Here is a 13,090-nt window from a genome sequence, read left to right on the forward strand (position 1 = left end):
CTGCGCGCGGAAGCGGCTCCGTATCTGTAGATCCCACCAGGGAAAAGACGCTCGCCCTCGGCGAGGCCTCGCGGCGAGCCGCACCGTGGGCTGCCTCGCCCCGGCTCCGGCCCAGGGCTGTACCGCCACCAGCTCTCCAAGGAACACTGATGCACGTCCAGCACACATCCCCCATCGACCTGTCGGACCTACCGGGTTTTCACCGCGTGGACCACCGTCCGCGCCGGAGCGCGTTCTTGGGTCGGGTGTCCACGAAGGATCAGCAGGATCCGCGCTCGTCCATTCCGCGGCAGGTGCTGCTCGCCTCGGCGCTGTTGGAGGAGGGTGAGCAGTTCGCCAGCCACTGGTGGGACGTGGAGTCAGGCATGCTGCCACCGCAGCTACGCGGGCTGGGCGATGAGGACACCTACACCGCTCTGGGCGTCAATGTGCCCAGAAACGGCGGGCTGGGCGACCTGTTGGAACAGGCACCGCGGCTGGGCATCACCCGGGTCATCGCCGAGCGCTCTGATCGTGTGGCTCGGGCGATGCTCACCAGTCTGACCGTGGAGTACCAGTTGGACCGGGATGGCATCGACGTGCTCTATGCCAACGAGCCCCGCGGGGGAACGAAGTCCGGCCAGCTGCGAACCCGACGGTATTCCCAGGTTGACGCTGAGATTCTCCGGCACTCGCTGATGGAGATGTCCACGGGCGGGCAGGTCCAGCATGCCCTGAACGGCTTTCAGCACGGCCCACCGTGTTATGGCTATGTCACCGTGGTGGACGAGGAGGCCACCGCGACGCTGAAGAAGACCCGGTTTGGTCTGGCGCGCCCCAAGCGGCGGCTGGCCCTGCACCCTGACCCACGCCAGCAGGAGACCGTGCGGGAAGTGTTCCGGCTGCGGCGCGAGGAGAAGCTGGGCAACGGACACATCCGTGCGCTGCTGGCCTCAGCCCCTGAGCTGCACCCTTTGGAGCAGGGCGCATGGACGAACCAGCGGGTGCTGTCGATGCTCGCGCAACCCAAGTACACCGGCTACCAGGTCTACAACCGCACGGCCAAACGCACCGATGGCGAACGCCCCAATCCGATCTGTGAGTGGGTGTGGTCGACCGAACCCGCCCATCCGGCGATCATCACCCCGCAGGAGTGGTACGACACGCAGCTGGTGACCGCTCGCCTGCGGCAGCTGCGCGCGGACACCTCGGGGTTGCAACGGATACGCCAGGCCGCCCAAGCGCGGGGGTTGGGCATGGCGTTGGTGCGGTCCTCACACACGCACGTGGTCTACGCCTTGGGTGGTCGCGAGGTCGTGGTGCCTCGGGGCAAGCTGCCCGCACCCGTGGTCGATCAGATCGTGCATGAGCTGGAGGGGGTGGCGTGAAGTTGATCGTGGAGCGTGCTGCTGGTCGATGGTTCGGCACGCTCACCGTGGACAGTACGCGTGTGCACGCTCACGGGCGCACCTTGAAGGAAGTCGCGCGCTGCGCCCAGGGGGCTTTGGACATCGTTCCCGGTGCGGACGCCGCTGGGGTGGAGGTGACGCCGTCCTCACCGGAGTTGACGGTGTTGGCTCAGGCACGGACCGAGTACGAAGGGGCGCTGCGCGAAGCGGTCCGGCAACTGCGCGCTCGGGGGGCCTCGTGGGCAGATGTCGCCAAGGCCACCGGGGTGAGCCAAGGCCGTGCCCGGGCGGCTCTGACCAAACCGGTGGAAGCCGACGGTGCCACAGAGTAGCCTTCTGTGAGGCCCTGCGTTCAGCAGGGATGGAGCGGCTTCTGCAGCTCTTTTACCGCAGGCTTCCGCGTTTCCCCGCACACGCGGGGATGGTCCCTGCTAGTGCAAATCGGCGTTGACACGAAAAACATGCTCCCCGCTCACGCGGGGGTGAGCTTCCCGTGCCCCGCACCGAACTGGTCGGTGCGGGGCACGGTGGTGTCCGCCCTTGGGACATCGGGGAGCGTACCCTCAGACGGCGACGTGCTGGGACAACCAGGGCGGGTACCAACCTCTGTGAGCCGGGTGGATGAGCGCATCCGAGGGTGCAAGCACCATTTCCACCATTTGAGTGATTCGGACTATTCGGTTCGCCGTTAAGAGGAAATCGTCACATTAATCCGCACTGCTCGGTCGCGAAAATGAAGGGAGCGTGCCGCGCTCGCGCTGTCCCCTCAGTGCCGCGTGCACGATCGCGAGCCGAGGGTCCTTGGCTTCGGCAATAACGGCAGGGTCCAGGTCGATGAACTGCTCCCGCATGTTTTCCATATCCGCCTCGGACAAACCGTACTCCTCAGCGAATTTGGCCATCATCTTATGTGCATCCCTGAATTCTGACCTCATGCGTTCCTGTCGAACCAGATGCTTCTCGACGAGCGGAGCATAATTCCTTCGCGCCTGGCGCTCGAAGCAGGGGTAGCAACCATCTCCGCCATGCCCACATGAAACACGTAGGAGACGCTTGGCCTCGCTTCGCCCTTGGCTTTCCATGAGCTGAAATTCCTCGGATGTCATATCGTCATCCAAACACTGGATTTCCATACTGCGGGCGGAGCGCTGGAGGGCGGGGTGCACAGGGCCCCGCAGTGCAACGGGGTGGGGTGATTTTTGTTGGACTTGCACTAGGACTTCGCGGGACAGGCCGCGTCCGCGCCAGCGGGGGGCAAGGTAGATGGTTTCGACCTCAACTCGGGGATCGGTGTCTGCTGGCATGCTCGTCATGGCGGACACCAAACCCACGGTCCTGTTGTGCAGCGTAACTACAGCGGTCGATATTTCCTCACCTATCAGGTCCCCGCGCGAAGGGTACCCGTTTTCACGCACCCCTTCCACCCACATGGTGACCATGGCCTCGACGATAAAACGGCGATGCTCAGGGGAATTCCGGGCGTCATCGATCCGAACCTGACTGTTCTTCCTCGTCATGGGAAAACCCTACCGAATTCGAGCACAGCATGCTCATCTTTGGCCTCCACAACCTCTGATAACTTCCCGTGATGAAGAAATAACGCTACCAGGGCGTCAGGCTCAGGAATTTGTAGTTGGTAGGACTGTCATGCCTGGGGTGTGAGACGCAGCTATTCCAGCAGGTCGTTCGCTCCTTCGAGCAGGGCGTCGACGGCCTGTGTCCTGAGGTCTTCGGGGACATGTCGGCGCCCAGCCCTTTCGGTTCATACCATCCCGTGGCTGTCAACGGTGGTGACCTGGCCCAACTGCCCCAGCCCCGGCTCCTCCAGAGCCGCTGTCGCCTCGATGGACACGTAGCAACCGCCGTCCAGCACGGCGAGCAGAGCGCGTTCAGCACGCCCTGCAGCGTCGGTGGCCCCATCGCGCGCGATCGACAACAGCCCCTGGAGCCAGGTGTCTTCGGCTCCGGTGCGGATTTGCACCCCGAGCGTTCCTGGGGCGGGCCAGGGCGAGCACTCCCTTGGGGGCTAGAACCCGAGTGATCCGGTCGGTCAGGCCCAGCCTGCGCAGCCCTGCAGCGGCCAAGAGCAGCCCTGGCCAGCCCTTCTGGCTCATCTGGTGCAGGCGCGAGAGCACGTTGGCGCAGGCGGGTGCGGCGGAGTTGGCCGCCAGGGCTTTCCCGTCGGTCGTGGTTCCGGGTGCGGACTCAAGGGACAGCATTCAGCTGTGGCTGCGCCTATCGTCAACGGCTCTTATCGGTGCCGACGTAGACTTTCGCCAGGGCTCGCAGGGCATCGGCAACCTGTGGGTGCCGACTCAGCGGGTGGAGTCCGGGTTTGAGGGCCACGACGCGGTCCAACGCCGCGTCGATGGTGGCCCGGTTCTGCGTCACGACGGCACGGTCCAGGTGGTGCAGGGCGTTGTAGGTGGCTGCGCGGCCCAGCACTCCTTTGCCCACGAGGGGCATGGCGACTTCCAGGAGTGCGGCGGTCGCAGCCGCCAGGCTCGGGTTCGCAGGGAGCACCTCAGCCGCCAGAAGTGACCAGTCCGACGGCTCTTCGTCCAGAGCGGTCCTTCGTGTGTCGAAGGCGTGGTCCGCGCTGGTTCGCGTGTGTGTTTCCAGGGCAACCTGGACACGCCCCAAAGGGTTGGCGATCCCGGCCAGTGCGCGGCCACCAGTCCGGTCCCTCTCTGTTGCTGCCAGCCGGGAGACCGCGGTGGCCAGCCCGCGTGGATCGGCATCGGTGATGGCCTGGCCCAGGGCGGCCAAGGCGTTGAGGAGCGCGGTGTGTTCGGGGGTGGCGGGGCTCCTCAGGTGGGGAGCTGCGGCCGTGTGCAGTTCCAGGAGCGGTCCGGCTAGGTCGGCAGGAAGGTCGGCAGTGGTCACCAGGTGTGTCAGGTCCTGCAGCAGGGCACCGAACCAGGACCTACGGACCTGGTGCCACAACACTTCGCCCTCCGGTCCCAGGGCACGGGCGCGTTCGGTGCCCTCCAGTGCGGCCACGGTCTGTATCGGATCGTCCAACAAGGCCGGAGCGCCGGTGTCGATGGCTGTGGCCAGCCCGCGCAGGGCGTCGGTGATCTTACCTGGGGTCAGGTCGGGAAGGCGCCGCTGGATTACCTCGGCCAGCTCCAGCAGGTGTTCCACGGGGGTGTGGGGTCCGCGTGGAACCGATACCACGGTGCTCTCCATGGGCGGAGTCGGGTCGGTCGGTGCGGTGCTGGCGGAGCTCGGCGCCCAGGGAGTGTCGAGGAGCGCCTCTCGCAGCAGGCCCAGTAGTGCGGTGCGGATTCCAGGCCGTTCCTCGGCGAAGGCTTCCAGTGGTGTGGAGGCTCCGGATCGAGGATGGGCGGCGGCGACCTTAGTGACCGTGGTCAGGTCGGGTTCGGTCAGCCAGTGACCGGCTAGCCCGGGGTTCTGCTCCAACGTGGCGGTGAGCAGGATCGCGCCCAGTAGGCGGGTGGCCGCATCCGCGGTGAGTGGGCCGGGCGGGTCGGTGATGGCGGCCAAGAGTACACCAGCATGGGTGATGTGCGCGTCCAGGGTGGGGGCTGGCGGGGCGATGTAGTCGGGGTGGCGCGCACACGAGTCGTCGAACCTGCGTTGGGCGGACTCGGCGCTCAGGCCCAGGGCCGTACCGATGCGGCTCCAGGGCCAGTCCCGGCCGCGCGCGGCTCCGATCATTATCAGCGCTGCCCGCTCCAAGGCCACTTCAGCAGGGACGATGCGGGCCAGCAGTTGGGAGAGGTCGGTGTCACTCGTAGATGCGTCGGCGCGCCCGCCGGTGAACTCCATGTTCTTGGCGGCGCCCAGGAGTGTGCGGACCGGCTCCTGAGACGGAGGTTGAACCGCTTCGGCCACCAAGGGTGTTCTGGGGGCCTGTGGCTCGCTGTTGTGTGCAGAGGTTCTTGGTGGGACGGTGCCTTCCGTGCTCATGGACCCGACGTTATAGCTCCGAGCACACACGACGCAGGGAAACCGTGTTCAAGGCCTCAGCGGTATCTGGCGGGGTCGAGCGGGGTGAATGGGTATGGCACGGGTGGCGGTGATGGTGGCCAGCGCTCCCGGAGCGGAGCGGCGCACCCGCCCGCTCACCACGACCAGGCGCTCACGCATCAGCACCGCCGCCGAGTGCTCCTGAACATCGGGGAACATCGCGACCTCCACAACGCCGGTGCGGTCCTCGATGCTGGCGAAGAGGGTTCTGCGCCCGGACCGGGTGGGCGGGGTCTGCACGTTGAGCTTGAGCCCGGCGATGGTGACCGGTGCGCCGGTGGGGACGTGGTGCAGGTCGGCGGCGTGCACCAGGTTCCGGCGGGCGGCCAGGTCGGCGAGGAGTTCGGCGTGGTGGTCCAGGACGTGCCCCGACAGTTCGTAGCCCAGCACCCGCACCTCCTCGTCGATACGGTCGAGGTGGCCCAGGGACGCAGTCCGATGCGTCGGGGTCGGGGCCTGGTCGGTGTCCAAAGAGAGTTGGCCGGTGGTGGTGGCCTGCCGGGTGCGGGCGCGTGTGAGGGTGTGGGCGTGCAGGAGCACGTCGCGGCGGCCGGGCCCTCCGGGCCGGCCGGTTCCGGTGAGGGTGTCCAGGGCGCCGACGAGGATCAGATCGTCCAGGGCCGGGGTGGACAGGCGGGCGCGGACGATGAGGTCGCGCAGGTCGGTGTAGGGGCGTTGGGTCAGGATCCGTTCGCGTTCGGCCGCGGTGAGGCTGCCGACGTCCGACAGTGGCGGGCGCAGCCCCCAGTGCAGGTCGTCGACGCGTTCGACCAGCCAGTGGTGGTCGGAGGTGTGCAGGTCCAGCGGCAGGACGGTCACGCCGAAGCGGCGTGCGTCGTGGAGCAGGGTTCGGCGTGGGTACATGCCCGGTTGGTAGGTGAGGACACCGGCGAAGAAGGCGGCGGGGAAGTGCCTTTTGAGCCAGGCGGACTGGTAGCTCACCAGCGCGAAGGCCGCGGCGTGGGCGCGGCAGAAGCCGAAGGCCGAGAACGACTCCACCTGCTCCCACACCTGGTCGATGGTGTCGGGGGTGTGGCCGCGCTCAGCGGCCCGGGTGTAGAACTCGGTGCGCACCTGCTGCCTGCCCGGGGCGTTGCCCAGGGCGCGGCGCATGTTCTCGGCCTGTTCCAGGCCGCATCCGGTCATGGCATCCAGCAGGTGCAGGAGTTGCTCGTGCCAGAGCAGTGCCCCTCCCGTGGGCTCCAGGATCGGGGCCAGGTCGGGGTGCGGGGCTCGGGTGGCGGTGCCGGCGCGTCCGGCGAGGTAGGCCCCGACCACATCGACGCCCATCGGTCCGGGCCGGACCAGGCTGATGTCGGCCACCAGGTCGTCGACGGTGGCCGGGCGCAGCCGCGACACCAGCTCCCGCTGGCCCCCTGACTCGGTCTGAAAGCAGCCCAGGGTGTGGCTGCGCGCCATCATGTGCGCGGTGGCCGCGTCGCCGTCGGGAAGGGCTTCCAGGTCCAGGCGGCGGCCGGTGGTGCGCTCCACCTCTCCCAAGGTGTGGGCCAGGGACGACTGCATCCGCACCCCCAACACGTCCAGCTTCAGTAGGCCCCAGGTCTGCACGGCGTGCTTGTCGGCCTGGACCATGGGATAGCCCGCCCCGGAGGGTTGGGTGGGCAGCCGGTCGCCCAGGGCGTGGTCGGAGAGCACCAGTCCGCAGGGGTGCATGGCCACGTGCCGGGGCAGGTCCGACAGGCGCTGGGCCAGGTCCACCAGCTGGCGCACCGGCGCGGTGTCCATCCCTTCCAGTGCGCGCAGCTCGGGCAGGTCCTGGATCGTCTGCGTGATGCGTGAGGCTCGTACTCGGGGGAAGGCCTGGACGATCCGTTCGACCTCGGCCGCGGGCATCGACAGGGCGGTTCCGGCGTCGCGCAGTGCCGAGCGGGCTCGGTAGGTGTCGGTCATGGCCACCGCGGCGCTGGCCCCGGCGTGGGAGGCGATCACCGCGTCGTAGGCCTGCAGTCGTCTGGCGGATTCGACGTCCAGGTCGATGTCGGGGGCTGGGCGGCTGGGGGTGCAGAACCGTTCGAACACCAAGTGGTGCTCCAGCGGGTTGATGGCGGAGATGCCGAGTTGGTGGACGAGGATGCTGCCGACCGCGGACCCGCGGGCGAAGCAGCGGATCCCCTGGGCGCGGATGGCATCGGCGGCATCGGCGATGGTGAGCAGGTAGGTCCACAACCCCATGCGGTCGACGGTGGCCAGCTCGTGCTCGGTGCGCTCGCGCGCGGCCCGGGAGCGGTCCAGTCCCAGGCGGGCGGCTCCGTCGAATACGCGGGCACGCAGTTCAGCGCGCGCGTCGGTCCTGGCGGGCAGGTGGGTGCGGCCCATGCCCAGGTCCGCGGTCGGGTCCAGGGCGCAGCTGGCGGCCAGGGCCAGGGTGTGGGCGACCAAGCGGCGGGCCCGCACCTGGTCGCCCGCGCACACCCCCAGGGCGGTCTGCAGCATCTGCTCCCCCGTGGCCAGATGCGCAGTGTTGGTGCGGGGTTGGGGGGTGTGGGAGCCGGGGGCGTGCTGGCGGATGCGGTCCAGGGCGTGCGCGACCACCGCCCCGTCTGGGTTCGGGTAGCGCACCGTGTTGGTGAGCACCGCCATCAGGCGTTCGGCGTCGGCCAGTGCGACCATGGCGCGCGCGGTGCGGCGCTGCCCCGGGGCGCCGTGGTCGTGTGGGGCCAGCACCAGCTCGGCGCCGGTTGCGCGCCAGGCGGCCAGCAGGGTCCGGGCGTGGGTGGGGCGGCTTTGGGCCAGGGCGCGGCCCACGTCGGAGTCGGAGCCCAGCAGCACCACCAGGCCCGTGTGGTGCTCGGCGATCTGTTCGCGGGTGACGGCGACCGGGCCGGGGCGGTGGTGGGCGGCGGTGACCAGGTGGCACAGGGAGGTCCACCCTCGGGCGCCGCGGGCCAGGGCCACGACGCGGCCACCGTCGGGGACGGCCAGGGTCAGGTCCACGCCCAGGGCCGGACTCAGCCCGGTCTCCTGGCAGGCGCTCACGTGCTCGGCCGCGCCGTGCAGGCCGTCGCGGTCAGTCAAGGCCAGTACGGGCTGGCCGTCGTCGGCGGCTTGCTCCACGAGCCGGGCCGGGGCCGCGATGCCGTGTCGGAAGGAGTACCAGGACGCCGACCGCAGGTGGGCGAACACCGGATACACCCCTTCCCCTGTGCGTCACCGTTCGGGGAGGAAGGCACCGAATTCGAACTGTCGTACGAAGACTGTAGCGTAGAGGCGACCCCCGTGCAGCCACGACCTGGGACGACGCCAGAGGCAGCGGCGCAAGAACCCCCAGGGGGCAGATCATGGAGCTGCTTCGGTTCGTTGCAGTACTAGCGCCGTTCAGGGACAAATAGGGGTGCGCGGAACCTGGGGTCGGCCGTCCGGTCCCGCTGGACGGCCGACCGTAGGTTTAGGAGGTCTGCTCGCAGTGGACGCCCTTAACCCTTGTCCGTCAGGGCCAGGGCGCGAAACAATCCGCCGTATGGGACCCAACAAGGCCTGGGTGTTGAGCCTGGGTGGGGTCGGCAGCGCCACCCGCCCCAGCACAGCGGGAGGCGAGGAGCGCCCATGAGCGAGGCCGCCCCCCAGCCCCCGCCCAGGGATGTGCGCAACACCATCACCGGTAACCCCTCGGGGCTCACCGTGCAAGCCCAAGCTGTGTACGGCGGGGTCGGCAACACCACCCACATCCACCAGAGCCCGGTCGCGCCCATGGCGTTGGACGCCGTACCCGGCCCGCCCGACGGGTTCACCGGCCGGGGCGAGGCCCTGCGCGAGGTCACCGCCCGCCTGGATCCCGCGGCCGCACATGGGCCGGGGGCGGTGGTGGTCTCGGCCCTGTCCGGGATGGGCGGGGTGGGCAAGACCGCGCTGGCGCTCAAGGCCGCCCAGACAGCCTGGGAGAAAGGGTGGTTCTGCGCCCATCTGTTCGTGGACCTGCACGGCTACACCCCCCACACCCCGCCCGTGGAAGCCCTGGCCGCTCTGGACGCCCTGCTGCGCCAGGTCGGCGTGGACCCCGACGACATCCCCGTGGAGGTAGGTGAGCGCGCCGGGTTCTACCGGGCCGCCCTCCAGTCCCTGTCCCGGGCTGACGAGCGCGGTCGTCCGGTACTGGTGGTGGCCGACAACGCCCACCACCTCGACCAGGTCGAACCCCTGCTGCCCGGCCCCGGCGGACACCGGCTCCTGGTCACCTCCCGCGCCCGGCTGGCCGTGGGCGGCCACCAGCCCCTGTCCCTGGACACCCTGCCCACCGGTGAGGCCGTTGAGCTGATCACCGCCCGGCTGGGAACGGGTGACCCGCGCAGCGGCGACACCGAGGGGCTGGCCGCGCTGACGCAGCGGTGTGGTCGGCTGCCGTTGGCGCTCAAGATCGCCGCCGCCCTGCTGGCCCGCGCACCGCACCTGCGACCCGGCGAGATGGCCCAACGCCTGGACGAGACCGCGCGCTTCACTGACGGGCGCGACGACCTGACCGCGGTCTTCGCCGCGTCCCTGGACCACCTGTCCCCAGAGTGGGTGCAGGTGTTCGCGCTGGTGGGCTCCCACCCAGGCCCCGACATCTCCACCGCAGCAGCCGCAGCCCTGACCGGTCTGGAGGACGAAGAGGTGGAGGAGGTGTTGGAGGAGCTGGCCGCCGCCCACCTGCTCACCGCCTACCCCAGCGGACGGTGGGCCATGCACGACCTGCTCGCCAACCACGCCCGCCACCACCCCCTACCCGCACAGGGCACCGAGCAGACAGGGCAGGAGGATCCCCGGCAGCGGGCCCTGGTTCGGTTGCTGGACTTCTACACGACCACGGCCGCCGCGGCCGACGACCACCTGCGGGCCCTCAACGGCGACACCCCGCCCGCAGTGTTCACCGGGCGGGCCCAGGCTCTGGCGTGGCTGGAGGCCGAGCACGACAACCTCATCGCCGCCGCGCACACCGCCCACCGGATCGGCCACACCACCACCGCCATTCGCCTGCCCGCGACCCTGGCCGGATACCTGGGCCTGCGGCGCCGATTCGAGGAGGCCATCGCCGTGCACACCCTGGCCCGCGACACCGCCCACCAACACGACGACACCCGCGGCGAGGCGACGGCATGGACCAACCTCGGCAACGCCCTGCGCCAGGCCCGCAGGTTCGAGGAGGCCATCAGCGCCCACACCCGCGCACGCGACCTTCACCAGCAGGTGGGCGGCGCCCGCAGCGAGGCGACGGCGTGGAACAACCTCGGTGGTGCTCTGCGCGAGGTGCGCAGATTCGAGGAGGCGATCGAGGCCCACACCCGCGCACGCGAGGCCTTCCAGCAGGTGGGCGCCGCCCACCGCGAGGCGACGGCGTGGAACAACCTCGGTAACGCCTTGGCCGAGGTGCGCCAGTTCGATGAGGCGATCGACGCCCACACCCGCGCACGCGACCTTTACCAGCAAGTGGGCGACGCCCACGGCGAGGCGACGGCGTGGAACAACCTCGGCCTCGCCCTGCGCCAGGTGCGCCAGTTCGATGAGGCGATCGACGCCCACACCCGCGCACGCGACCTTTACCAGCAAGTGGGCGACGCCCACGGCGAGGCGACGGCGTGGAACAACCTCGGCCTCGCCCTGCGCCAGGTGCGCCAGTTCGATGAGGCGATCGACGCCCACATCCACGACCTGGCCTACTGCCAGCAGATAGGTGACGTCCACGGCGAGGCGACGGCGTGGAACAACCTCGGCGGTGCCCTGCGCGAGGTGCGCAGATTCGAGGAGGCGATCCAGGCCCACACCCGCGCACGCGACCTTCACCAGCAGGTGGGCGGCGCCCGCGGCGAGGCGACGGCGTGGAACAACCTCGGCGGTGCCCTGGCCGAGGTACGGCGAGAGCAAGAAGCTCGCGAGGCATTCGAGCGGGCCGTACAGGGGTTTCGCGCTACCGGGGACGAACACAGCCTCGCTATCGCCCAAGGCAACCTGGCTCGGCTGCATCAGCGGCCACGACGGTGGTGGCAGTTCTGGGAGCGCTAACCGTCCCAGCTGCCCTCTGGGGTGGTCGTGTCCGTCGACATTGACCAGGGGTGAGGAACATCCAAGCAGGTTCTAGTGGCCCGCGTTTGGGCGTTCAAGCAGATCAGTGACCAGGTGCCCAGTGAGCATCTGGCCGCGGTCTAGTCGTTGGCCGAGTACCCCGATGCGTCTCTGCCTCACCGTGTGTGGCGGCGGCTGTTCGACGCAGCCAGGTACACCGTCGGCGGGATACGCGCTGACCGCCCCGTCGGGGATGTGGTGTTGTGGCGCGGGTCGGTCCCGGAGCAGCGTACGGATTCCTCAGCGAGTTCCCCGGACTCGACGTCGATTCCGGCGTGGCGCAGCACTGCCGTGCCACCTTCGCCTCGCGAGGTGGCACGACATTCGTGCATGCTGGGAACGTTGTCGTTCCCGCCGATTCGGCCGGCGGAGACGGTTTCGTCTCAGGGCTTCTTCAGTGAGACAAGGACAGCGTTCCACTCACCAGCGGGCACCTCCAGCGTCCCCAAGGATCGATGGGCTGTATCACGTACCGCACACCTCTCCCCCTCTCTGGCCTCCACGCAGTTGCCCCCGGAACTGCCGCTGTAACTGCTCTTGTGCCAGGTCGACAGGTCTTCGGACTCACGTTCGTTCACGCATCGCTCCTCATATAGCGCTCATCCATCACACGTTGGATGAGCTGGACCGACTCCGCGGGGCCGAGTGCCTGTTGACGCAGGTTCTCGTGTACCTCGCTGAATTCGGTGGCGGCTTCCTCTTCGAGGTAGACGGCGCCGAGTTTGTACTCGATGTAGCAGACGTCGCGCACTTCGACCCCTTGCAAGGGGCTGGGAAAGCGCATGAGGGTGAAGGCGGTCTCGCTGCTGGTGTGCACACCGGCATCGAAAGGTAGGACCCGTAGGTCGATGTTGTCGCGTGCCGACCATTCGATGAGGGTGGCGAGTTGGTCGCGCATGGTCTGGGCGTCACCGCCGGGACGGTGCAGGGCGGCCTCGCCCAGGACGACGTGGAGATGCAGGGGTTCTTCCGTAGCCAGGCGGGCTTGTCGTTGGATGCGCACGTCCACTTGGGCCGTGATCTCTTCGGGGGTACCTGCCCGCAGGTCGGCTCCCAGGAGCGCCCTGGCGTACTCCGGCGTTTGCAGCAGACCAGGAATGACCGCGTCCTCGAAGGTCACAATGACCCCGGCCTCGTCTTCGAAGGCGACGTAGCTGGCGAACCACGCGGGGATCTGCTCGTTGCTCTGCCACCACCCGAGCGCCTTGCGTCCAGCAAGCTCCACGAGCTGGTCACGTGCGTCCGAGTCCATCCCGTAGTAGTCGGCGAGCCGGTAGACGATCGCCTTCGGGAAGGGGTTCTCGGCCTTCTCGTACTTGGTGAGAGTGCCTTGGGCCAGACCTGCGATCGCGGCTGATTCGGTGACCGTCTTGCCAGCTCGTTTGCGCGCGTCGCGCATGGCGTAGGCGACGACACGACGGGGGACGGACGCGACCGTTCCGCTAGTGCGGCTCATGGATGGGGACCTTCCGGTGGTGGACGCCTCCAGTGTGTCCCATTCCCCCAGCTCGATCCAACTTGTCGCATACTTGCTCAGGGAATTATTCCCTGGGAGTCTTGCGCAAAGTGATGATTCCGATGCAGACTCTGATTCTAGCGGGAACTCCTCCGGAATACCGGGGGTTCAGCATCATTCCGTCACTCGTCGACCC

10 protein-coding genes are annotated in these 13,090 nt (G+C 68.6%); 3 read left to right on the plus strand and 7 right to left on the minus strand.

The window, feature by feature from the left end; genetic code table 11:
- Positions 1 to 149: 149 nt before the first annotated feature.
- Entirely contained in the window at positions 150 to 1,367 is a 1,218-nt protein-coding gene (locus G011_RS0113075; protein WP_019608847.1) for a recombinase family protein, read from the plus strand.
- On the plus strand, positions 1,364 to 1,720 hold the full coding sequence (locus G011_RS0113080) for a hypothetical protein (RefSeq protein WP_019608848.1): 357 nt from the start codon (positions 1,364 to 1,366) through the stop codon (positions 1,718 to 1,720). Before G011_RS0113075 ends, G011_RS0113080 begins: the two co-directional genes overlap by 4 nt.
- 375 nt (positions 1,721 to 2,095) lie before the next feature.
- On the opposite strand, the gene G011_RS31690 is transcribed toward G011_RS0113080, so the two are convergent.
- The 5 genes from G011_RS31690 to dnaE all read right to left on the minus strand — a co-directional run bounded on the left by G011_RS31690 (position 2,096) and on the right by dnaE (position 8,528).
- Positions 2,096 to 2,905 (minus strand): hypothetical protein, encoded by an 810-nt coding sequence (locus tag G011_RS31690; RefSeq protein ID WP_155979757.1) that lies wholly within the window; start codon positions 2,903 to 2,905, stop codon positions 2,096 to 2,098.
- A 245-nt stretch (positions 2,906 to 3,150) separates the two neighbouring features.
- The gene (locus G011_RS32445; RefSeq protein ID WP_019608850.1) at positions 3,151 to 3,369 is read right to left on the minus strand and encodes a hypothetical protein; all 219 of its coding nucleotides are present in this window, start codon (positions 3,367 to 3,369) and stop codon (positions 3,151 to 3,153) included.
- Positions 3,278 to 3,607 carry a hypothetical protein gene (locus G011_RS32975; protein ID WP_155979758.1) on the minus strand — a complete coding sequence of 110 codons (330 nt, stop codon included), beginning with the start codon at positions 3,605 to 3,607 and terminating at the stop codon, positions 3,278 to 3,280. Before G011_RS32975 ends, G011_RS32445 begins: the two co-directional genes overlap by 92 nt.
- A 22-nt stretch (positions 3,608 to 3,629) precedes the next feature.
- On the minus strand, positions 3,630 to 5,249 hold the full coding sequence (locus G011_RS0113095; RefSeq protein ID WP_155979759.1) for a hypothetical protein: 1,620 nt from the start codon (positions 5,247 to 5,249) through the stop codon (positions 3,630 to 3,632).
- 123 nt (positions 5,250 to 5,372) lie between these two features.
- Positions 5,373 to 8,528: a DNA polymerase III subunit alpha gene (dnaE, locus tag G011_RS0113100; protein WP_019608852.1), complete on the minus strand. Its 3,156-nt coding sequence runs from the start codon at positions 8,526 to 8,528 to the stop codon at positions 5,373 to 5,375.
- 420 nt (positions 8,529 to 8,948) lie between these two features.
- On the opposite strand from dnaE, the gene G011_RS29790 reads away from it, so the two are divergent.
- Positions 8,949 to 11,378, plus strand: coding sequence for a tetratricopeptide repeat protein (locus G011_RS29790; RefSeq protein WP_019608853.1), 2,430 nt, complete (start codon positions 8,949 to 8,951; stop codon positions 11,376 to 11,378).
- 443 nt (positions 11,379 to 11,821) lie between these two features.
- Here the strand turns inward: G011_RS29790 and G011_RS31105 are convergent, their stop codons facing one another.
- Both G011_RS31105 and G011_RS0113110 read right to left on the minus strand, forming a co-directional pair.
- A complete protein-coding gene (locus tag G011_RS31105) occupies positions 11,822 to 12,016 on the minus strand; it encodes a DUF397 domain-containing protein (protein ID WP_231391443.1) in 195 nt (64 codons plus the stop codon).
- Positions 12,013 to 12,894 carry a helix-turn-helix transcriptional regulator gene (locus G011_RS0113110; RefSeq protein WP_019608854.1) on the minus strand — a complete coding sequence of 294 codons (882 nt, stop codon included), beginning with the start codon at positions 12,892 to 12,894 and terminating at the stop codon, positions 12,013 to 12,015. The genes G011_RS31105 and G011_RS0113110 overlap by 4 nt, the downstream gene beginning before the upstream one ends.
- Positions 12,895 to 13,090: the final 196 nt, after the last annotated feature.

This window comes from Nocardiopsis sp. CNS-639, from assembly GCF_000381685.1.
GTDB classification, from domain to species: domain Bacteria; phylum Actinomycetota; class Actinomycetes; order Streptosporangiales; family Streptosporangiaceae; genus Nocardiopsis; species Nocardiopsis dassonvillei.